This window comes from Bacillus sp. TH17 (genome assembly GCF_016651125.1).
In the GTDB taxonomy this organism is placed as follows: domain Bacteria; phylum Bacillota; class Bacilli; order Bacillales; family Bacillaceae_G; genus Bacillus_A; species Bacillus_A mycoides.
This window is the reverse complement of sequence record NZ_JAEKEN010000001.1, coordinates 1,337,239-1,359,568: the sequence shown is the minus strand read 5'-3', so window position 1 is coordinate 1,359,568 and position 22,330 is coordinate 1,337,239. Positions and strand designations below refer to the sequence as shown.

General features: G+C 34.2%; 26 protein-coding genes. 11 read left to right on the top strand and 15 right to left on the bottom strand.

The window, feature by feature from the left end; genetic code table 11:
• Nucleotides 1-16: 16 nt before the first annotated feature.
• Entirely contained in the window at nt 17-781 is a 765-nt protein-coding gene (locus JFT95_RS06915) for a DUF2087 domain-containing protein (RefSeq protein WP_002141210.1), read from the bottom strand.
• A gap of 220 nt (nt 782-1,001) precedes the next feature.
• Between JFT95_RS06915 and JFT95_RS06910 the strand changes: the two genes are divergently transcribed.
• Nucleotides 1,002-1,787, top strand: a complete 786-nt coding sequence (locus tag JFT95_RS06910; RefSeq protein WP_002141209.1) for an MBL fold metallo-hydrolase — start codon at nt 1,002-1,004, stop codon at nt 1,785-1,787.
• Between the two features lie 38 nt (nt 1,788-1,825).
• On the opposite strand, the gene JFT95_RS06905 is transcribed toward JFT95_RS06910, so the two are convergent.
• Nucleotides 1,826-2,017 (bottom strand): hypothetical protein, encoded by a 192-nt coding sequence (locus JFT95_RS06905; protein WP_002141208.1) that lies wholly within the window; start codon nt 2,015-2,017, stop codon nt 1,826-1,828.
• 132 nt (nt 2,018-2,149) lie between these two features.
• Between JFT95_RS06905 and JFT95_RS06900 the strand changes: the two genes are divergently transcribed.
• Nucleotides 2,150-2,572 carry a PH domain-containing protein gene (locus JFT95_RS06900; RefSeq protein WP_002141207.1) on the top strand — a complete coding sequence of 141 codons (423 nt, stop codon included), beginning with the start codon at nt 2,150-2,152 and terminating at the stop codon, nt 2,570-2,572.
• A 95-nt stretch (nt 2,573-2,667) separates the two neighbouring features.
• Here JFT95_RS06900 and fumC read toward each other — a convergent pair whose 3' ends face one another.
• Nucleotides 2,668-4,056 carry a class II fumarate hydratase gene (fumC, locus tag JFT95_RS06895; RefSeq protein ID WP_201051801.1) on the bottom strand — a complete coding sequence of 463 codons (1,389 nt, stop codon included), beginning with the start codon at nt 4,054-4,056 and terminating at the stop codon, nt 2,668-2,670.
• A gap of 189 nt (nt 4,057-4,245) precedes the next feature.
• Here fumC and JFT95_RS06890 point away from each other — a divergent pair, with 189 nt between their 5' ends.
• On the top strand, nt 4,246-4,956 hold the full coding sequence (locus tag JFT95_RS06890) for an SDR family NAD(P)-dependent oxidoreductase (RefSeq protein WP_088039152.1): 711 nt from the start codon (nt 4,246-4,248) through the stop codon (nt 4,954-4,956).
• Between the two features lie 7 nt (nt 4,957-4,963).
• A complete protein-coding gene (locus JFT95_RS06885; RefSeq protein WP_080019756.1) occupies nt 4,964-5,353 on the top strand; it encodes a MerR family transcriptional regulator in 390 nt (129 codons plus the stop codon).
• Between the two features lie 40 nt (nt 5,354-5,393).
• Here JFT95_RS06885 and nhaC read toward each other — a convergent pair whose 3' ends face one another.
• Nucleotides 5,394-6,797 carry a Na+/H+ antiporter NhaC gene (gene nhaC / locus JFT95_RS06880; protein WP_002135474.1) on the bottom strand — a complete coding sequence of 468 codons (1,404 nt, stop codon included), beginning with the start codon at nt 6,795-6,797 and terminating at the stop codon, nt 5,394-5,396.
• 395 nt (nt 6,798-7,192) lie between these two features.
• A complete protein-coding gene (locus JFT95_RS06875) occupies nt 7,193-7,852 on the bottom strand; it encodes a class I SAM-dependent methyltransferase (RefSeq protein WP_201051799.1) in 660 nt (219 codons plus the stop codon).
• Nucleotides 7,853-8,220: 368 nt separating this feature from the next.
• Between JFT95_RS06875 and JFT95_RS06870 the strand changes: the two genes are divergently transcribed.
• Nucleotides 8,221-9,186, top strand: coding sequence for a DMT family transporter (locus tag JFT95_RS06870; RefSeq protein ID WP_201051796.1), 966 nt, complete (start codon nt 8,221-8,223; stop codon nt 9,184-9,186).
• A gap of 16 nt (nt 9,187-9,202) precedes the next feature.
• Nucleotides 9,203-9,874, top strand: coding sequence for a GntR family transcriptional regulator (locus JFT95_RS06865; protein WP_002030983.1), 672 nt, complete (start codon nt 9,203-9,205; stop codon nt 9,872-9,874).
• 52 nt (nt 9,875-9,926) lie between these two features.
• Here JFT95_RS06865 and fbpA read toward each other — a convergent pair whose 3' ends face one another.
• Both fbpA and JFT95_RS06855 read right to left on the bottom strand, forming a co-directional pair.
• Nucleotides 9,927-10,097 carry a Fur-regulated basic protein FbpA gene (gene fbpA, locus JFT95_RS06860; protein ID WP_002012091.1) on the bottom strand — a complete coding sequence of 57 codons (171 nt, stop codon included), beginning with the start codon at nt 10,095-10,097 and terminating at the stop codon, nt 9,927-9,929.
• 193 nt (nt 10,098-10,290) lie between these two features.
• Nucleotides 10,291-11,190, bottom strand: coding sequence for a cation diffusion facilitator family transporter (locus tag JFT95_RS06855; protein WP_201051794.1), 900 nt, complete (start codon nt 11,188-11,190; stop codon nt 10,291-10,293).
• A 268-nt stretch (nt 11,191-11,458) separates the two neighbouring features.
• On the opposite strand from JFT95_RS06855, the gene JFT95_RS06850 reads away from it, so the two are divergent.
• Entirely contained in the window at nt 11,459-12,532 is a 1,074-nt protein-coding gene (locus JFT95_RS06850; RefSeq protein ID WP_201051793.1) for a WD40/YVTN/BNR-like repeat-containing protein, read from the top strand.
• A 39-nt stretch (nt 12,533-12,571) separates the two neighbouring features.
• Here the strand turns inward: JFT95_RS06850 and JFT95_RS06845 are convergent, their stop codons facing one another.
• Both JFT95_RS06845 and JFT95_RS06840 read right to left on the bottom strand, forming a co-directional pair.
• Nucleotides 12,572-13,678 carry a DUF4179 domain-containing protein gene (locus JFT95_RS06845; RefSeq protein WP_201051791.1) on the bottom strand — a complete coding sequence of 369 codons (1,107 nt, stop codon included), beginning with the start codon at nt 13,676-13,678 and terminating at the stop codon, nt 12,572-12,574.
• Nucleotides 13,675-14,241, bottom strand: a complete 567-nt coding sequence (locus tag JFT95_RS06840; protein WP_016103094.1) for a sigma-70 family RNA polymerase sigma factor — start codon at nt 14,239-14,241, stop codon at nt 13,675-13,677. Before JFT95_RS06840 ends, JFT95_RS06845 begins: the two co-directional genes overlap by 4 nt.
• A 269-nt stretch (nt 14,242-14,510) precedes the next feature.
• Here JFT95_RS06840 and asnB point away from each other — a divergent pair, with 269 nt between their 5' ends.
• A complete protein-coding gene (gene asnB / locus JFT95_RS06835) occupies nt 14,511-16,334 on the top strand; it encodes an asparagine synthase (glutamine-hydrolyzing) (protein ID WP_088039145.1) in 1,824 nt (607 codons plus the stop codon).
• Between the two features lie 46 nt (nt 16,335-16,380).
• Here asnB and JFT95_RS06830 read toward each other — a convergent pair whose 3' ends face one another.
• On the bottom strand, nt 16,381-17,208 hold the full coding sequence (locus JFT95_RS06830; protein WP_033710115.1) for a PP2C family serine/threonine-protein phosphatase: 828 nt from the start codon (nt 17,206-17,208) through the stop codon (nt 16,381-16,383).
• A gap of 124 nt (nt 17,209-17,332) precedes the next feature.
• On the opposite strand from JFT95_RS06830, the gene JFT95_RS06825 reads away from it, so the two are divergent.
• From JFT95_RS06825 to JFT95_RS06815, 3 genes are read left to right on the top strand one after another with little or no spacing between them, the layout of a single operon-like run.
• Nucleotides 17,333-17,743 carry a MarR family winged helix-turn-helix transcriptional regulator gene (locus JFT95_RS06825; RefSeq protein ID WP_088039144.1) on the top strand — a complete coding sequence of 137 codons (411 nt, stop codon included), beginning with the start codon at nt 17,333-17,335 and terminating at the stop codon, nt 17,741-17,743.
• Nucleotides 17,727-18,056, top strand: coding sequence for a DUF3147 family protein (locus tag JFT95_RS06820; RefSeq protein ID WP_002086410.1), 330 nt, complete (start codon nt 17,727-17,729; stop codon nt 18,054-18,056). Before JFT95_RS06825 ends, JFT95_RS06820 begins: the two co-directional genes overlap by 17 nt.
• The gene (locus JFT95_RS06815; RefSeq protein ID WP_088039143.1) at nt 18,008-18,928 is read left to right on the top strand and encodes an alpha/beta fold hydrolase; all 921 of its coding nucleotides are present in this window, start codon (nt 18,008-18,010) and stop codon (nt 18,926-18,928) included. The genes JFT95_RS06820 and JFT95_RS06815 overlap by 49 nt, the downstream gene beginning before the upstream one ends.
• 39 nt (nt 18,929-18,967) lie before the next feature.
• On the opposite strand, the gene JFT95_RS06810 is transcribed toward JFT95_RS06815, so the two are convergent.
• From JFT95_RS06810 to JFT95_RS06790, 5 genes are all read right to left on the bottom strand, one after another.
• Nucleotides 18,968-19,339, bottom strand: coding sequence for a hypothetical protein (locus JFT95_RS06810; RefSeq protein ID WP_000461762.1), 372 nt, complete (start codon nt 19,337-19,339; stop codon nt 18,968-18,970).
• Between the two features lie 89 nt (nt 19,340-19,428).
• Nucleotides 19,429-20,004, bottom strand: a complete 576-nt coding sequence (locus JFT95_RS06805; protein WP_002030998.1) for a histidine phosphatase family protein — start codon at nt 20,002-20,004, stop codon at nt 19,429-19,431.
• 123 nt (nt 20,005-20,127) lie between these two features.
• Complete coding sequence (locus JFT95_RS06800; protein WP_201051788.1) at nt 20,128-21,219, bottom strand: serine hydrolase; 1,092 nt, start codon at nt 21,217-21,219, stop codon at nt 20,128-20,130.
• 100 nt (nt 21,220-21,319) lie between these two features.
• A complete protein-coding gene (locus JFT95_RS06795) occupies nt 21,320-21,955 on the bottom strand; it encodes a cupin domain-containing protein (RefSeq protein ID WP_061675762.1) in 636 nt (211 codons plus the stop codon).
• 161 nt (nt 21,956-22,116) lie between these two features.
• Entirely contained in the window at nt 22,117-22,278 is a 162-nt protein-coding gene (locus tag JFT95_RS06790; protein ID WP_000109008.1) for a hypothetical protein, read from the bottom strand.
• Nucleotides 22,279-22,330 lie beyond the last annotated feature (52 nt).

Here is a 22,330-nt window from a genome sequence, read left to right as displayed (position 1 = left end):
TTTCTTTTCCGTATTATTATAACTTCACCCAATATTGGCTTCCATCAGCTGTTCTATCTAAAAACCCATATTCGATTAAATATCTTCTTAAAGTTACAAAATCCGGGTATACACTTTCTATGACAGTATTTACTTCTTTTTCATTGTACTTTTTATTACTATCAAACTTCGTCACTAAATGGCGTAATATAATTAATTTACGCTTTTGCTTCTTCGGAAATTTAGAAAGCGGTCCATCTAATCCTTCTGTAAAATGTGCTTTTAATACTTCCTCATTTTCTTCTTCCGTAATATTGTAGCGATCATCCACCATCGTTGCTGTTCTATGAATGGGTACAAATTTCGTTTGTACTTTTGATTTTTTTTCTGACAGTTCCATTAACGCTAAAAACACTTTCGCTTGCTTCATTTTTTCTCGAAGTGTAAATCGATGATTACGAATGGTTGATGTACTTCCGCCATCCATCTCTTTTACAATCTCTTTATCATTTAGCCCCATATGGAAAAACTGAACCATTTTCTTTTGCAAATCCGTTAAACCCGTATACTTCTTATCAAGATTTAATAAATAATCAAACATAGACGTATGTTCATTTTGCACATGCAATTGCACAAACTTCTCTGCTTCATACAAAACTTGATTATCTTGATAAATAACCCCCTTAATAAACGCTTCTCCACAAGCTAAACAAATATATTCCTCTGCTTCCGCTTCAAACACATACCCTTTCTTCAATTCCTCAACCGATGCATCCCAAAATTTCTCTGAAATATCACTCACACTAAACACTCCTTCAAAACGTTTATTCAAAAACCAAACAAATCACAATAACGTTTATTACCACTTCACCATCTTAACATAGCACAAACAAACATTTCAACGTTCCGTTTACCCATTTTATAAACTTTTACAAAAAAATCTATTAAACAAATTAAAAAAGGACTTAAAGCAACGAAAAGCGAATGTGTTTAATAAATGAATTTAGGATGTGAAACAAAACATGACTATTCTGCACGACCCTTGGTTTACTGTTAAACAAATCGCTCGAAATACATATGCGATTAGTGAATATGGACATTGGGAGAAAGTACATTCCTTCTTACTTGTAGGCGATACCACCGCACTCCTTATCGATACTGGACTAGGTATCGATAAGATGAAACGTATAACGGACCAACTAACAAACTTACCAATTACAGTTGTCACAACACACGTTCATTGGGATCATATCGGTAGTCACTCACAATATGAAGAAATCTATGTACATGCTTTAGAAGAAGATTGGCTCATTAACGGCATAAAAGGACTTCCTATTACTCAAATTAGACACGACATCGCTCGTGACATTACTAAACCTACACCTAAAACATTTCAACCTGAAACATTCAATCCATTTCAAGGAACACCAACAAAATTACGACAGGATGGAGACATTATTGATATCGGAAATAGGAAAATTCAAATTATACATACTCCAGTTCACTCACCAGGATATATTTGTATATACGATTATGAAACTGCGTTTTTATTCACAGGAGATTTACTTTATGAAGGCACGATTTTTGCGTTTTATCCATCGACAAATCCTGTAGACTTAGTTCAGTCTCTAAACAAAATTACAAACTTCTCTCCTATTAAACAAATTTACGGTTCACATCATACACTTGGTCTTTCTCCTACTATATTGAAAGAAGTAAAATACGCTATTCAATATTTAAGTGATAACAACCTCGTTCAACATGGAACCAACATTCACTCATTCCAAAACTTCAGTATTCAATTTTAACTACAAAAAAGGTGTTTCCACATATAGAAACACCCTTTTTAGCCTTTATATATTTTATAAACAACTTCCACTAAAACTTTACTCGCTTGTACAAATACATGTTTTCGCTTTCCATCCTCAGCGAATCTATTTGAGCAGCCATTCATAATCATCATACAACTAATTATGACTAGCACTACACTTCTATTCTTGTTAGTCACTTTATGCCACTCCACTATTAAAAACTTCATTTAAATTTATCCTATCAAAAAATTTTACACGAATAATAAACCGAAAGAATATGCAATTCTGCATATTCTTTCGGTTTATTACGATGTTGTGATTTAATTTAGTTAAATAACACGTATAACGAGGTGACTAACTTGAAGTTTAAAGCGAAAAAAAATCCATTTCACGTCATTTTTATTACATTATTTATAATTTTTTTTTTCATTTCGCTATTCTTCCAAAACGAAAATTCTATTTTTTTCACTCTTATGATGCTGTTAAATATCGTGAATCTCTCTTCATTCTATTTCTCTCACTACAACATAACGGAATCTTCTCTTATTGTAAAACACGGTTTCATATTACGTACTGAAATTCCATTTGAAGATATTCGTCACATTAAATACTCTGGCAAAACACTCCGTTCAGAAAAATGGACTAGGCAGCAATTAGAAATTGATTATAATTTATTTGACTCTGTGACAACTTTCGTACCACAAGAAGAAGAAAAATTCATTTCACTCTTAAAAGAGAACTGCCCACATATGAAAGTAATGAATACGTCTTCTAACAAATAATATCTTTTGGAGCTTGCAGTAGTACAAGTGGCGGAAACATAAAATAAATATCAAAAAAAGCCAAGATTCTAAACTAAGAACCTTGGCTTTTTCTATTACTCTTTCGGAGCAATCATTTTTTTCGGATCTACAATTTCATCAAATTGCTCTTCTGTTAATAGGCCCGATTGCAATGCTGCTTCTTTTAAAGTTAACCCCTCTTTATGAGCATGCTTCGCAATTTTCGCTGCATTTTCATATCCTATATGCGGGTTTAATGCAGTAACAAGCATTAATGAACGATTCACATTCTCTTTAATTACTTCTTCATCCGCTTCAATGCCAACTGCACAATTATCATTAAATGAAACAATTGCATCTGCTAATAAGTGAGCGGATTGTAAGAAGTTATATGCAATAACTGGTTTAAATACGTTTAGCTCAAAATTACCTTGGCTCGCAGCAAATCCGATTGTTGCGTCATTTCCCATCACTTGCGCTACAACCATCGTTAACGCTTCACTTTGCGTTGGATTTACTTTACCTGGCATAATAGAGCTTCCTGGCTCATTTGCCGGAATAATAATTTCTCCTAGACCACTACGTGGACCACTTGCCAGCCAGCGTACATCGTTAGCGATCTTCATTAAATCAGCTGCTAATGCCTTTAATGCACCATGCGTATATACAATTTCATCATGGCTCGTTAATGCGTGGAACTTATTTGGTGCAGAAATAAATTGCTTACCTGTAAATTGGCTAATTTCCTCTGACACCATCTCACCAAATTTAGGATGAGCATTAATACCTGTTCCAACTGCAGTACCACCAATTGCAAGTTCTTTCATATATGTATTGCTCTCTGCAATCATACGCTCTGTTTTTTCAAGCATACGGTGCCATCCGCTAATTTCTTGTCCTAATGTTAACGGTGTTGCATCTTGTAAGTGTGTACGACCGATTTTAATAATATGTTCAAATGCAGTTACTTTTTCTGCTAATGTTTCTTTTAATTTCGTAATAGCTGGCAATACATGATTTTCTACCGCAATTACACACGCTACATGAAGTGCTGTTGGGAACGTATCATTGGAACTTTGAGACATGTTCACGTCATCATTCGGATGAATATGTACGTCAGATCCCTTTTCTTTCAAAATTTGATTACCGCGGTTTGCAATTACTTCATTTACATTCATATTCGATTGTGTACCACTACCCGTTTGCCATACGACAAGTGGAAAATGTTCATTCCATTTTTCTGCGATAACTTCATCAGCAGCTTCCACAATTGCTTGCGTCTTCTCTTCTGATAGCTTTCCTAAATTTTGATTACTAAGCGCTGCACTCTTCTTTAAAATCGCAAATGCTTTTACAATTTCAAGCGGCATATGCTCTGTTCCAATCGGAAAATTTTCCTTACTACGCTGCGTTTGTGCTGCCCATAATTTATCAGCTGGAACTTTTATTTCTCCTAATGTATCTCTTTCAATTCTGTACTCCATTTTTTCATCCCCTTGAAAATATAATACCTACATCTCTTATATTAACAGACTTTTAATCAAATGATAAGAATTCTCACTCATATATACAAATATTCAATATTTTTTCATAAATTCCTCTTGACCTAAACTTAGGTTTAGGCTGTATCCTTTCCATTGTAACCTACTATAACGACACTGGAGGAATTCAAAATGAAAAAATATGCTTTCATAACAGGTGCGAATAAAGGGATCGGATATGAATTGGTTCGTCAATTAGCAGAAAAAGACTATCACGTATTTTTAGGTGCTCGTAATAAACAACTTGGACAACAAGCCGTAGAATCTTTAAATGTTTCAAACGTTTCCTATATTCAAGTAGACATTTCTAGTGCTCAATCCATTCAAGAAGCAATCAAAAAAATCCATGAAACGACTGACCACTTAGATTTATTAATCAATAATGCAGGCATAGCACTCGACTTCCATACGCTACCTAGTGAATTAAATATTGAAACTTTACGCCAAGGATTTGAAGTTAACTTTTTTGGAACATTCCAAATGGTGCAAGCTTTTTTACCATTATTAAAGAAATCAAGCAACAGTAAAATTATAAATGTAACAACTGACATGGCCTCACTAACAATGTTTGCTAGCGGTGAAACACACCCAATTAATACATTAGGATACAATTCTTCAAAAACAGCTATTAATGCTTTAACATTAGCATTTAGCAAAGAATTTGGTACTAACGGTCCAGCAATTTTCGGAGTAACCCCTGGTTTTACAACTACTGACCTAAATGGAAATTCCCCAGGTGGCCATACGACCAATGAAAGTGCTAAAATTATTATTAAATATGCATTAAGTGAAACAAACTATAATGGTAAAATACTAAATAAAGACGGCATTATACCTTGGTAATAAAGGGATGAATGATATGTATTATACAATTGGGCAAGTCGCCAAAATGCACCACTTAACTATTTCTCAAATACGTTATTACGATAAACAAGGACTGTTCCCTTTTCTTAAAAGAAATGAAAAAGGAGATCGCGTTTTTGATGAAGAAGCACTGAAATATTTAGAGATGATTTTATGTTTAAAAAACACCAGTATGCCAATTCAAAAAATAAAAAAATTTATCGACTGGTCTATGGTGGGGGAATCTACCATCCTTCAACGGTTGGAATTAATGAAACAACAGGAGACCAATGTCTTACAGCTCATTCAAGACACTGAAAAAAACTTAAAAAAGATACAACAAAAAATTGCTAAATATGAGGACGAAATAACTTCTTCAACTCCTATTATAAAATAAAAAATCACCTTCTACATATTGTAGAAGGTGATTTTTTATTTTATGATGCTTGCTTTCCTTTATCTGCATCATCTACATACCAAATGAACTTGCCTGTATATCCATAAATAACTGCTAAAATGAGTGATACGAAGCTTAGCCACATAAATGGAACGTATGATAATGTTGATACACCTAAAATACCAGCCATAAAAATACCATTATCAGACCATGGAACCATACCAGAAGTCAAAGTTCCACCTACTTCTGAGTTACGTGCTAATACGCGGCGATCTATTTTTAATTTATCATAGCTTTCTTCCATAATTTTTGGTGTTAAAATAAGTGATACGTACATCGCACAACCAAATATGTTAGCTAAAAATGCAACGATTAGTGTAGACAATGTTACATTACCTGCAGAATTTAATTTCTTCTCAAATTTCGATACGATTACCTTTAGAACACCTAGCTTTTCAAGTAATCCACCAAAACCTAAGCCGAAAATAATAACGGCTACTGAACCAAGCATACCATTAATTCCACCACGATTTAATAACTTATCGACAAACTCGACACCAGATTGAATTGAGAATCCGTTATATGCTGTTCCAATTGCCTCTCCAAAGTTCATTCCTTGGAAAAGTGTTGCCCAAATTGCACCAATTAAAGCTCCCATAGCAATTGTTGGCATAGATGGTTTCTTCATCGCCAATAGCACAATAACAATTACCGCTGGAACAAGCATCCATATTTTAATATCAAAGTGCTTTAATAAAGATTCTTTTAAAAACTCAACTCTATTTAAATCTACATTATCCCCGCCATACATCCATCCAGCAACAGTAAACATAATGCTGGTAATAATATAAGCTGGAACGTCTAAGACGAGCATAGCTCGAACGTGAGCAATAACATCTACTTTCGCCATAGAAGCTGCAAGAACTGTGCTATCAGAAAGTGGTGATAATTTGTCTCCGAAATAAGCTCCTGAAAGGACTGCCCCCGCAACAAGCGGAAGTGGTAATCCAAGCCCTTCACCTATCGCCATCATAGCAATACCTGCAGTTCCAACTGTTCCCCATGATGTTCCTGTCGCGATAGAAGTGATTGAACAAATAATTAAAGTTGCCAATAAGAATATGCTAGGGTGAATGAATTCTAATCCATAATAAATTAATGTAGGTACAACCCCACCAGCAATCCACGTTCCAATTAAAGCCCCAACTGCAACTAAAATAAGAATTGCTTCTAATCCATTAGAAATCCCTTTCGTAATTGCATCTTGCAATTCTTGATAACGAAATCCTAATCTTAATCCAAGCGCAATAACTAAAAACCATGAAATAAATAGCGCTAATTGAATTGGGAGATCAAAAATCGTTTGGAAGGAAAAGACGACAGCAAGAAATAGGCATAAAAGAATAATAATTTCTAGCATCGATGGTAATCTTACACTTTTCATTTTTTTCTCTCCTTACAAGTCGATAACATGATGTATGTAGTCTTACGTGTATGTAGTATACAATTAGCGAAGACAAAACAAAATTTTCATATTATTTCGATTTATTTTTCCAGTATAATATATTCACAACCCTTTCTATTGTAAAAGTAGATTGCGCTTTTCGCAATGAAAAATATAAAAAATGTTGTATTTTTATTTATTTAGATAAAAACACCTAATGAAATAAAACTTTAATCAATGAGGGTTTTATCCATCCCCACTAATTATTAACCCATAATAACCTTTTTAATATTTGCCTCAACAAAACTTTTTACTACCGCTTTCACCTCATATGTAATAATATATTTCCACATAAAAAAAGAGCACACATCATTTAATCGATGCATGCCCCTCTTTTATTTATACATATTTTGTATCTCTTCTTTATTTTTAAGTATTTCCGAAAACTTATCGCTACAACCTTTCGGAAATAAAACTCCGAGTCCATATGAATGCCCAAACTGAAAATGAGGGTATTTCACCTTGACCTCATCCCAAAACTTATACACACCGAAATCACCGTTTTTAACTTCAATATCATGAAATAATACAATACCATTTTTCGCAACTTTAGGTAACCATGTTTTATAATCATGAGAAACAGCTTCATACGTATGATAGCCATCAATATGCAAAAAATTTATCGTTTCATCTTGAAACTCATCCAGAGCATCATCAAAAGTAGACCGAATTAAATTCCCTATATTCAGGTAGTTATCCCTCACCACTTTTTCTACTATTTGAAAAACCCCTTCTCCATATGGACCTGTATGCCCATCTCCAGCCCAAGTATCTACAGCAAAACATTTTGTGGCTAACCCACCATCTTTTACCCCCTGGCAAAAACTAAAAAAGGAAGCACCTAAATGCGTACCTAACTCAACTAAAGTTGCTGGTTCTTCAAATCTTACTAAATCATATGCGAAATCTAAATGCCCACTCCACGCAGATTGTGACCGAATAATAGGACTAAAATTTTCAAATTCAAACGATGGTTTATGAGTAACCCAGTTCATCACGTATCTCCTTATACACATATTTTTAACAAACCAAATTACTCTTATCTTTATTTTTTTGGCGTCACGATTATGATTATATTTCATAAAAAGATGATCGTTCTTAATAAAATGAAAATTTAATCAGTGGGGGTTTTTCCATCCTCCACTGATTATTAGCCTCACCAATTGGACTTTTACGAGCAGCACGACTCCCACCTAACTTCCTCGCATTCGCCGAATTTCAAGGTGGGAGTCTTACTGCCCGTTAATGCGGGATAAACAATTTTATTTTAAATTAGAAATTTCAGTTTATTGATATTCCATTCTGTGATATATTGCATATTGTATTCAATATATTTTTTTAAAAAAGGAGGACTATATATTTTATGGATCCAAATCGATTAAAAGGAATTATAATGGTCATAATCGGTGCTTGTTTATGGGGATTGTCCGGAACAGCTGCGCAACAACTTTTTCAATATGAAAACGTTTCTACTGAATGGTTAGTTACAATCCGTTTGCTTATATCCGGTGCTATGTTGCTCATTATGTCATCATTCGGAGCGAACAAAAAAGAAATATTTGGAATTTGGAAACAAAAGTCTGATGCAAATAAGATAATTTTGTTCGGTCTTTTAGGCATGCTTGCTGTACAGTACACGTACTTCGCTTCTATTAAAGAAGGAAACGCTGCTGTTGCAACTTTGTTACAATATTTAGCCCCTATATTTATCACTGTATACTTACTTTTCAAATGGAGCGTTCGTCCATCAAAAATTGATTATATTTCAATTACCCTCTCATTAGTAGGGACTTTTCTCCTATTAACAAACGGTTCTGTTCATAACTTAGCTGTATCTACACCTGCTATCATTTGGGGCGTTTTATCTGGACTATCTCTTGCATTTTATAGTTTGTATTCAAAAGAATTGTTAGAAAAGTGGTCTTCATCCGTTATCGTTGGATGGGGGATGATCATTGGGGGGATTGGCGTAACGATTTTACACTTTATTTCCACAAACGAATTCATTTTATTATCAACTATGAAATATGTAAAACTAAGTACCCTCCCGCTCATTACATTTGTCGTCATTTTCGGGACACTCATCGCATTTTATTTATACTTAGATAGCATAAGATACCTTACGCCTAAAGAAACAACATTATTTGGCTGTACAGAACCACTCGCAGCTATTATTTCTTCTGTGCTTATTTTGCACGTACCGTTTCAATCTTTTCAGTTATTAGGTGCTTTTTGTGTAATTGTAATGGTGCTCATATTAAGCCAAAAACCAGATAAAGGAAAACCAAAATTAAAGCTTGTTAATACGAAAAAGAAACATATACAATGAAAGGATTGAATTCACTATGCCTGTCCCTCAAAATTATAAAAAACCAGGAAGAGTCTCAGCAAAGTCACTCGTTTTAAATCAACTGCAAGATTGGATTATAGAAGGTGTTTTACGACCTGATGAAAAAATAAATGATGGGGAATTGGCAGAAGCACTAGGAGTAAGCAGAACACCTGTTAGAGAAGCTTTACAAATTTTAGAGCTTTCTGGATTAGTTGAAATGGTACCTGGGCAAAAAACGAAAATCGCGCCTATTAAGTTAGACGACGTATCTATCATTTATGAGACGATAGCTGGTCTTCACTCAATTATAGGAAAGCAAGCACTTCAAAAAGTTACAGACGCTGATATTAAACTACTTTCCGAGATAAATGATGCTTTTCAACAATCTATACATGAAAAAGATTCAAAAAAAGCTTTAGAACTAGATATACGATTTCACAATACAATTACTTCTATTGCTAAAAACCGATATATTGAACCTTTTCTAGAAAATATGCAACTTCACATTTTACGCCTTGAATATTTATTTTTCCAAAACTTCGTGCCTGCAAGTCAATCTATTAAAGAACATCACTCTATAATTCAAGCACTACAAAAACAGGATGAAAAACGAATGGAACAAATGATGTCTCAAAACTGGCTCCGTCCAATGAAAGAAATACAAAAAATAATTTCTATGAAATAATAAAGCTGGTTACACAAAAGTGTAACCAGCTCCTTCTTTAATAATCTATATGCTATGCCTGAATATTTGCGTAATCTTCAATATGCTCGTACTCTTTTTCCAATTCCTCTAAAGACAGCTCGTATAATTGTCGGTCGCGAATCTTAAACACCCCTGCTCCAATTAACTCATCAATTAAATGTCTCTTACGATTTTCAACAGCAAAACGGAGTTGACTACTCATCTTTTAAAAAACTCCTTTCTACGATCATTGAAAATGATAATCTTTATCAATTACCACTTTTGATTATAAAAGATGATTCTTAATAAGTAAAGTAATCTTATGAAATATTTACCTTACAAAGTATTTGTGGCCACATTATATATATGTATGCCACGCGAAAAATGTTATGACACTTTTTCATACCCTTTTTCTTTCATACTTTGCAAGTTGTCTCATTATGGTTAAATTCACCTTCTATTTCAACTTGAATGGTGACATGTTCTACATGAAATTTCCCCTTTAATACATCCGTTGCTTCTTTCAATACGCTTTGCGTTTCATTACCTTCGATAATAAGATGGCAAGTTAATACTTGAAAATCTGATGTTACAGACCATATATGTAAATCATGAACTTCTTTTACAATAGTAATATTTAATAATGTATTTTTCACCTCTTCAGCATCTATGTGCTGCGGTGCACCTTCCATTAATATATGAACTGTATCACGTGATACACGCCATCCACTTATAATGACTAAAATAGACACAAGAATACTAGCAACCGCATCTGCAGCAGTCCATCCAAAAAATTTAATAAGTAACGCAGCAATAATCGCTCCAACTGAACCTAATAAATCGCCTAGTACATGTAAGAACGCACTTCTTAAATTTAAATTGCCTTTCACATCTCCGCCTCTCATTAATATCCAAGCTGATACAATATTAATAAGCAGACCAAGCACAGCAATAATGAGCATTCCATTACTAGCGATTTCAACTGGTTCCTTAAAACGACGAATTGCTTCAATAAAAATATATACTGAAATGACAATAAGAACGACACCATTACATAATGCCGCTAACATTTCGACTCGCTTATACCCATATGTTTTCGCAGCCGTCGCCGTTTTTTCCCCAAGCTTGAACGCAAGTAAACTTAAAGCTAAGGATACTGCATCACTTAACATATGCCCTGCGTCAGACAATAGTGCTAAGCTATTTGTTACAAATCCGCCAATAACTTCAGCAATCATAAAGCTTGTTGTTAATAAGAAGGCAATTAATAACGCTTTTTTATTTTTTGAATGACCGTGATCATGTGAGTGTCCCATACAAATGCTCCTTTAAGTGCAATATCTGTATGTTATTATAAAACAAATTCCCTATCTTTATCCCCCATTAACGCCCGATAGTGAATGCTACTAATCCGTAGAAGATGAACAATATCCCACTGATTAAAGTTTCACTTTATCCCGCTTCCTCTGTATACAAACTTCGCTACTTTTCAAACAAGTCCTTTTTCTCAACTAAAAACAAGACTACTTCTTTTTTATTTTCATATTGTTTACTAATGAAAGAATTTTTAAGGGGGTTCCAAAATTGAAACGACTATTTCTCTGCATGGAGCGTGAACTTGTTGTAGTAAAAGAACAATATGGTAACTATGAAACCACATATCATTTACAAAATATGCAACCTACCTGTATTGTGGTTGATCCATTCCAAACAAATCGTGTTTATTGCGGCACATTTGGACGAGGTTTATGGCTAAGTGACGATGGCGGGGATTCGTGGAGACCAATTGGTGATTCATATCGTTACTTTGATTTCCCTAAAGAGGATGGTATTTTACATTCTTCGATTACTTCCATTACGATAAGCCCTAATGAACAAGTTAACGGATATGATGTCGTTTATGTCGGTACAGAACCGAGTGCTTTATTCCGTTCAGAAAATGGTGGTGAAACGTGGACTGAACTTAAAAATATGAAATCATTATTATCTTCCTATACGTGGGCTTTTCCGCCTAGACCTTTTACCCATCACGTACGCTGGATTACAGTTGATCCAAACAATCCAAATACACTCCATGTTTCAATCGAAGCTGGTGCTGTTATTCAAAGTAATGATAAAGGGCATACATGGATTGATAAAAAATTCGGTGCTCCTATCGATGCTCATCAATTACTCATGCACCCTGAAGCCCCAAATCGCCTTTATGCATCATGTGGTGACGGATTTATGGGCGGACCTGATCGCGCATATCTTGAAAGTTATAACAGTGGAAACAGCTGGATCTCATGTAGTGACGGACTTGAGCATCATTATTTATACAGTATGGCTATCGATCCAGCTGATTGCGATACAATTCTCGTTTCTGCCGCACCGAGTGCTGATTTAGCTCATCACCGTATTCCTTATGAATCTTATATTTATCGTAAAACGAAAGAGACTCCGTTCCAGCAAGTACAGCAAGGTCTACCATCTGCAATTGGTACAGTCATTTCGATGTTTGCTACAAATCCAGCCGAACCACATACGTTTTACACTTTAAATAACAATGGCATCTTTCAATCCACTGATAGCGGTGAAACGTGGGAACAACTAAACATTACATGGAAAGAGGAATATAAAACGCAGCATCCGCATGCGTTACTCGTTACTAATTCTTAACGCAAAAGAGACTGCCTTCATTTAAGGCAGTCTCTTTATTTATTTCTTTAAATCAATGACAATATCATCTAACACTATATCTTTACTCTTCGCTTCTTTTTTCGGTACTTCTATTTTCTTCTCTTTCCCATTCACATACTCCACTCCACCATGATTTTCAGGTGTATGAACTCGCAAGTGCACACGAGGTGTAACGATAAGCTTTGTAGCATTTTCGTTCAACTTTTGGAAGGTAGCACTCCAACTACTTTTATGTGGCTCTGCTACTGTACTACTTCCGCCATTTCCTTCACCAGCATAATGATTTCCTAAATCATCTTTTATTTCTAACTCAACATCCGCACTATCCCATATACTTCTTAATGCCTTAGATTCTTCTTGATTGAAAAAAACGATAAATGACATTGGGGTTACTTCCATTTTGTCTATATTTACTTTTATTAATTCATTTTCAGAAACCCTATTAACCTTTACTTCCGTACTATCCATTGCTTTTAAACTAAGCGCGAAATTCCAGTTCCCCTTTATTACATTACCTTCATAATCCAACTCAATTGCCTCTATATCCCACCAAACATTTGCAATATCTAACCTTTTACTACTATTACCACTCATCGTAGTCATACCTACATACTTTTTCTCTCCAACTTTTGTTACTTGAGAGCTTCCTCCCCCGCCATTAAACCCCATCACCTGCGGATATCCAAATATATTTGGCTTCTCCCCTAAATCTTTATCACTCTCAATAGAATATGTGATTGTAATTGTTCTACCATCGAACACAGCATCATTAATTGTAACTTTAACCCCATTACTCTCTCTCGTCATATTCAATTCAGTCGAAAACTCTTTATAATTTTCATATAGTCCTGTTCTACCATTATCTAAAAATCGGAATATATCACCTACAATTGGCAATCCTCCAGCATATGTAGGAAACCCGATACCAAGCGTTGCAACTGATAACCCTACTAAAATAGATGCAGCAGCGACACCCTTTTTCCAACTTTTCATCTTTTTCTTCATACGTATCGATTGTTTTACATTACGTTTTACTTTTCCTTTTTCAATTTCAGAGGCCTCAATTTCCTCAAGTTCTTTTTCATCTATATCAATGTCATTTAATAGTTCATAAATGTCTTTCATATTGCACTACCTCCAAAACTAATATTCGTAGCATTTTGTTGTAGTTTCTTTTTCCCACGGTACACACGATTATCTATTGCTGCCCGAGTTAATCCTAATTTGTCACCTATTTCCTCTGTCTTCATACCGAGAAGATATTTCATAATGAATACTTTTTGATCTAACGGTTCTAATTGATTAATAAGCTTCAATAACTCTTCCCTATCTTCCATAACGATTAATTCATCTTCTGCTGACTTTTCCATACTAATATGAAACTCATCTGAAATAATTTCTACTTTTCTAGTCGCTTTCCGGTAATAATCAATCGCCTTAAATTTTGCAATCGCCGCTATCCATTTTTTAAAGTCACTCGGCTCTCCATGAAATTTATTTGCGTTATTCCAAATGGAAAGAAATATATCGTTTACACATTCCTCTATCAATCCATCATTTTGAACTGGAAGAAGTACTTTGTGCGTGATTCCTTTTATGAGTGGTAAGTATGTATCGACAACAAATTCTAGCGCATCTTCTTTTTGCCGCTGTAATCTTTTTATAAAATTTTTCTCATTTGATTTCATGTAGCGATTCCCCTTATTTTTTTGTAAAAGCTTTTACACCCTATATAACGTTTTGGAAATTTTTTTCTCTCATCTTTTTTTATTTTTTGTATGTAATGGAATACTTTTCCTTAACCATTGTCTCATATAACTATGTATTCAAAGAAAATTTTCTCAAGTCTGTAATTCAATTAGTGTAGTACACTATTTATGCAGACACTCTTTAACCTGGTGTACATTTCATTTAATTAATCTACTTTTATAATTTTAAATTAGGAGATGAGATTTGTATGTGTGGAATTACAGGTTGGGTAGATTGGAAGAAAGATCTTTCAAATGAACATGTTATTTTAGAAAAGATGGCGAATAGTATTCAGCATCGCGGTCCTGATGCTGAAGGATTTTGGTTTTCACCTCATGCGGCTTTTGCACACCGACGTTTAATTGTTATTGACCCAGAAGGCGGGACGCAGCCAAAAACATTCCGTGCCGGTGATTATACGTATGCTCTTACTTATAATGGAGAAATTTATAATTTTCGTGAGCTGAGAGAACAGCTTCAAAAATGTGGGCATGCATTTGAAACTCATTCAGATACAGAAGTGTTACTACATGCTTATTTAGAATGGAAAGAAGACTGCGTACAACATTTAAACGGAATTTTCGCTTTCGCCTTATGGGATGATCAGAAGCAACAACTGTTTTTAGCACGTGATCATTTAGGCGTAAAGCCACTCTTTTATACAAAAAGAAATGACAGTATTATTTTCGGATCTGAAATAAAGGCATTATTAGCTCATCCATCTGTTCCTGCTGAAATTGATGCGGACGGCATAAATGAAATATTTGGATTAGGCTTATTTCGAACTCCAGGATGTGGCGTCTTTAAACATATTCAAGAAGTTCGTGCTGGACATTCTATAACATTCACACGTGATAAAAAAGTAGTTAAGAAGTATTGGAATTTAGAAAGTAAGATTCATACAGATTCTACTGAAGATACATCATCACATATTTTATCTATTTTACAAGATACAGTAAAAAGACAATTAATTGCCGATGTTCCTCTCGTTTGTATGTTATCAGGCGGATTAGATTCTAGTGGTATTACTGCACTGGCAGGTAAAGAATTTAGAGAGGAACACAAAACACTTCACACATATTCAATCGACTTTTTAAATAGCGCGAAAGATTTCGAACTGACATTTGCTCGAACTGGTCTAGATGCTCCTTGGGTAAAACGTGTTTCTGAACATGTAGGGACGTCGCATCATGACATTATTGTGAATGCTGAAGAGTTAGCAAATCACTTATTCGTTCCCCTTCACGCGAAAGATTTACCCAGTGCTGGTGAAATGGAAACTTCACTTTATTTACTATTTTGCGAAATGAAAAAAGATGCAACCGTAGCTTTATCTGGAGAATCTGCTGATGAAGTCTTCGGGGGATATCCTTGGTTTCATCAAGAAGAACTATTATATGTAGATAAGTTTCCGTGGTTAACAAACTGGAAAAACACATCTTCTCTATTATTAAACGACGTAACAACTCAATGTAATCCTGAGCAGTATATTAATAAACGATTCCATGAAGCTGCTCTTGAAGTACCTACTCTTGAAGGTGAAAGTAAAAAATCCGCGAAACAACGTCAAATGTTTTATTTATTTTTAACACGATTCCTTCCGTTCTTACTCGACCGTAAAGACCGTATGAGTATGGCTGTAGGATTTGAAGTTCGTGTACCGTTTTGCGATTATAGATTAGTTGAATATTTATGGAACGTTCCTTTCAACATAAAAAGTATTGATAATATCGAAAAGGGAATTTTACGTAGAGCGCTGAAACCAGCTTTACCTGATGATGTGCGAAATAGAAGAAAAAGCGCTTACCCTACTTCACAGGATCCATACTATTTACAAACAATCCGCAATTTAACGCTTGATATGTGCAGTAATAAAAACAATCCTGTTTTCTCACTCATTAACCATTCCATATTACTTGCAATTGCTGATCAAAGTAACAAAGAGATTACCAATTTTGAAGCAAGAAGTGCTATGGAGTATATGCTACAAGTAAATGAATGGTTAAAAACGTATCATATTCATATTGCTTAACAAAAAGGAGTTCAAGGACAAAAACCCTTGAACTCCCTTTCATTTATTAATTGGCACATTGTCTATTTTCAGTATCGATGGACCATCCAATAATAGTGGCACAATCTCTACCTTTCCACTGAAGTACATTTGTTAATACAGGCTCAATCTGTAAACAAGATCCGTCGTGTAATATTTCTACTAAAGATTGATCATCATCAAACTTTAGTTTATCACACTCTAAAATACCATCCGTTGCCATTACAATGTGATTCTGACCTTTTTCTAATCCCCTTACCCCTGATGTAAAACAAGGTGTATTCGCTGCAAAAACATTTTTTCTTCCGATATACTCATAGTTCTTACGCTTATTTAGCCTACCTTTTCCATTTTTCGTTTGCTCTGAATGGAATAAATACGCGAAGCAATCACCAACTGATAGCCAATATAAGAACTCGCCTTTTCGTAAACAAATTAAACATGCAAGTTCCTCATCATCTTGGTCACATTTCTCGATAAATAGCTCATCTGTAAATAACGCTAATAAATACATATGTGTATGATGAAAAGCTAAATGGATTGGGTATGAAAATAACTCTTTTAGTTTTTCTTCTCTTTCTGAAATCGCTTCTATTATATAATGTATATTTTTCGTTTTATGATGTGTATCAAAAATCATAACAAATTCAAATTCTAATTTCGGATCCCACCAAGCTAGCACTGCATCTCCTCTTTCATATGCATCACTCTCTTGATTTCCTCCATATACGCCGACTGAAAGAGGACCACATTTTTCAACATGTATTTGATTTACATACATCTTTTCATGACTAATCCATTTAAATGTATTCACAGCTATCATCCTCTCTCTTGCTAAATGTATACCTTTACACATAGATTACCTTATATTTCAATAAAAATAAACTTTTTCAACATTTATTATGAAAATAACAGGATTTTAATTCTTACCAAGCGAATATATCTTATAATACGATATAAAAATTAGGGGGAATTATAATATGAAAGACATTAATCCACATTGGGAGACAATATACTATCACTTACGCTATGAATATGAAGACAACCTTTCTCACCAAGCTATTCGTATTTTACAAATCGTTTCTCGTGAGAAAGATATAACAATTGGAAAAGTTGCTACTGAGCTTAGTCTCTCTCATAACACAGCGTCTGAACACGTAAAGCGCCTTATTCAAAAAGGATTTATTATAAAAGAAAGAAACAAACACGATGAAAGGGTTGTAAACCTTACTTTAACGAAAGAAGGCATTGGAGTATTAGAAAAGCATACTTTACTAGATAAAGAAAAGATAAAAATATTAGAATCACAGTTATCAAAAGAAGAACAACAATTAATTGAAAAAGCCTTTTCGTTATTAGCGAAGGAGGCAAAATATGCATTTCCTCGTTAAAGTAATCGTTTCGGCACTTATTATCGGCGTTATTACTGAAGTCGCTAAACATTATAGTACGATAGGCGGCTTTATCGCTGCCCTTCCACTCGTTAGTTTACTAAGCCTATTTTGGATTTCTTTCGAAGGTGGGAGTAAACAAGAATTAAGTCAATTCGCTTTAGGCGTATTATATGGATTTCCTGCATCCGCACTACTATTATTTATTGTTTATATCGGTTTAAAGAACTCCTTTTCACTTAGTACATCTATACTCTTCGGCATATGTGCCTGGTGTATCGTCTTTACTTGCCAAAAAGTATTTCAAGCTTAGGGGGAATTACTATTAATAGATCAATAGAGATATTTGGACAAACTGTAGAAGTATATATAAGAGGTAACAGTAAACAAACTGTAGTCATTCAAACAGGAATGAGTTGCTCATTTTATGATTGGCTCCCTATTATAGAAGAGCTTTCACAACACTTTACAGTTGTTTCATACCATCGCCCAGGTTACGGAAAAAGTGAGCTAGGAAATACTCCACGTACAGCAAGGCAAGTTACAAAGGAACTACATATGTTACTAAACAAACTCCATATTCACAAGCCAATCATTCTAATCGGCCATTCCTATGGAGGGTTATGTGCACAACATTTTGCAATGTTACATGAAGATAGGCTGCAAGCACTTCTTTTAGTTGATTCTACTTCCATGAACTTACACCGATTAGATGAGCTTCATTTACCAGTTTCTGATCAAACTGATTCTGATGATATGTGGCTACAAAAATATTATACTTACTCCAACATGGATGCAGACGCACTTTATAATGAACTAAAATCTATGCTCGTCAATACAACAAAACAGCATATCAAATTTTCTACCTCTCCTTCATTATATAAAGCGACAGCTTCTGAACTGTCCGAGTGGAAAAATTGTGCTCGCTCAATAAAAAAACAACATAAAACATTAGAAATACCATTAATTGTTATCAGTAGAGATCCTCAATATTCTATTGCTCAATTGATTGAGGGCGGTATGCCAAAAGAAGAAGCTACACAACTTGAAGATATGTGGCAAGAACTTATTCGTGAACAATTAAATCTCTCAATAAACAGCCAATACATTTTGGCTGAACATGCTAGTCACGGGATAGAAAACGATCGTCCAGATGCTATCATTGAAGCCATTCACTTATTGTAAATAAAAAAAGGAAGCAACTAAAGCTGCTTCCTTACTTATCTATTCATAGTCTTCTTCATCATCGACTTCTTCATAATACGAACTCCCATTGCTTACATATATAGGACCGTTCGCAACATCAATACGTAGTACCCATGCCCATGGCACAGCTAAACGTTTATGTATTGCTCTCCAAAAGTTCATTGATTTTCTTTCGTACTCCTGGAACTCCTGAAGTAACTCTTTATAGGAGGAACCGTCTAACTGAATATTTGCTTCTAATAAACGAGAATGGGCATAGTACTGTAACTCTAGTTCAGCAGCAATCTCCATTTCTTCTTCCGTTGCCATACCTATAATTGCTCCATCTGCTGGTGCGATTTCATATACGTTGTGAACTTCAATAAGCCCTTCTTTCTCTTTCTCAAACATGTAAACAGCCTCCTTTAACAAATATTTTTTATGTTACAAAGTCATACTTCTACAATACCTTCTCCCTTTCCTCTTTTTTTGATAAACTTTTACAAATTATTTATCTGATAATCTGTAGACTGTATTCTTTCAGCAGAACTGAAACAATTATTATCAAAAGTTAATTTATACACATCAGGCATATGAAGGGTTTTCCAAAACTGAAAACCATATTTCGAATCAAAATAATTCATTAGTAATACCATAATATTCCCATGAGTACCTATTACAATATTCTTACCTTTATATTTTTTTAATATACTTTGCATACATATTACAGCGCGTCTTTGCGCTACATCATTTGATTCTCCGCCTTCGTATGCAAAAGTCCAGTCTTCCCATACCTTCTGAATAGCATCGTTAAAATCTGTTACTGGCTCTTTACTTAATAACCTTTCCCGTAAATCTTCTTCCAGTTGTATTGATAAATTATATGTATTCGCAATTCCTTGCACGGTTTGAATCGCCCTTTTATACGGGCTAGAAATAACAACATCAATGTTTTTATCCTTTAACAAACTTGTTACATTACCTGCATCAATCTCTCCTTCTTCAGATAAGGGACGTTCCCTTTCTTCCTTTGTATATGTAGAGTGAGCGTGGCGAACGAAATATACTGTAGTCATTATTCAACTTCCTTTCTTAGTTTCAATCTATATTCCATGCAGTAAATAGGAAATCCTGTATCATGAATAGAAAAGAGCGCCTTTTAAAAAGCGCTCTTTTGTTTACATAATAAAATTATTTCATTATAACTTTCTTCTGAATTCTTCATCTGTTATAGCATCTTGAATAAAATAATCTATATTATTTCTCAGCTTTTGATATGCAACTTGATCTTCTATATCGTTAAACATAATTACAACTTCTACCTTATTCCCTTTCTTATCTGTAGTATACAAACTTTTTGTCAATACGAATGCGGTAGAACCACCTTTTTGACCAGCATATTCCAACTTACTATTTTCAACTGTTCCTTTAAAAACATTATCAATTTCATCTTGCATTGATTTTGGAAAATAATTTCTACTATTTATCTTTTCCATTAAACTCAAATAATCTTTAGCATTTGCACTCACTAATCGATCTGACCAAATACGCTGGAATTCCATATCTATTTTTAATGGTATATCACGTTTCTTCCATTCACTTTCATCTTTCATCCATTCATGTATTTGTAACACGTGTTTATTATATTCATCATTAGACATGTTACGTATCATTTCTAACGATTGATTTTCTGGCTCATTAAGCTCTTTTTCTACATACCCTCTCATATATAGTGAAGCAGTATACGAAGAGAACTTGTCATGACTAGTAAGTTCTAACTCTTTTAAACTATCATTTACTCTTTCTATTCCAAGCTTATCTAACAAATATGTTGTATTCGCATTAGAACTATAATGAATCATCCCTTTAGCCACTTCTTCTAAAGTAATCTGTCCATTTTGCACTAACTCTCTCACTTTTGAATCTTCTAACCAGTCAGGATGCGCTCCACCATCAGTGTTTTTAACATAATATTTTTCTAAATCCTGCAATGAAATTTGTTCATCTCGACTTATTTTTCCTTCTGACACTTGCTTAGCAAATTCAACTGCTATTACGATTTTTGCCGTACTTGCTAATGGTAATTTTTTATTTTCATTTACAGATGTTACTACTTCACCGTTTTTTCTAATAAGTAATGAACATGTTTCATCACCTTTATGTTCTTTTATGTACTTTAATACGTAATCAGGATCTTCTTTTGACAAATAGTACTTCATAATAAAAAAGAAAGCTATAACGGCTACTATAATGACTCCTGCAACAATTCCTATAATCTTTAATATGTTCACAATATGCCCCCTCTATAAATTCCCTTCTATATAATAATTATAACGAATAAAAATACAAAATTATACAAAACAGAGTAACTTTTCCTAAAAAAAGGAAGAGTTACTCTATTTCACATGATGTTATTTGTCCATTTAACGTAACAACTATATTTGAGTCGTCACTTTCTTTAACTCTATTTAGTCGATTTGAGTTAGGAGGACCAATTACAACTGACTCCTTAATTGGCGAAAGGTCCTTTCCTAATTTTTCTGCACTTACACCGTATGCAGCTTGAAATACTTCTGGCGGTGTTAATCTAAGTATGTCTGATCCCTCTGCTGTTTCAAACTGATCGTTATTAAAGAACAAATGTAATTGTACTTCTTCTGTTACCGCTGTAATCCAATGCCACCATCCCATTGGAATAAAGACAGTTTGCCCCGCTTTCACATGATAATTTTGCAATTGATTCGTTTCGGGATTTAAAATGGATGTAACTGCTTCTCCTGATACAACAACATCTAATTCCCATGCATTCGGATGCCAATGTGGTTCCCGCATATGCCCTTTCGTCATAAATAAATCAACAAACGCCCCTCCTATCATCGCAGGTAACTGTGTTGAGGTAACTTCATATGCAACGTTTTTCTCATCTCTTTTAAAAAAGACATTTTTTCTCGAATCAAAGAAAAGATTTGGCGTTCCTGAGCTTTTCTTTAAATTTTTATTATCTGTAACATAACCTGAACTACTCATTCAATCCCTCTTTCCCGCTCCGAACATTTCTGATTTTACACTGTATCGTATGGGGAAATTTTATAAATGTGCCTATTAACAACATAACAAAAAAACATGCTTTCATTATGAGAGCATGTTTTGTGATTTTTTTCACATTATTTAGTTAAAAAATAAACTTTTTACTTACCATGATGTAACATTAAATCACTAAGTTCTTCTTCAATGTGATTTAATTTCGCAACTCCTTCTTTCCACTTATGAATATAACGCGATACCCCGACAATAAATAAAACAATAATTGTAGAAAGAATAATACCATATACGATTGTTACAGTACTCATAGTTACACTTCCTTATAATTAGTAATGTTGTTATTAGTTATATTTTTATTAT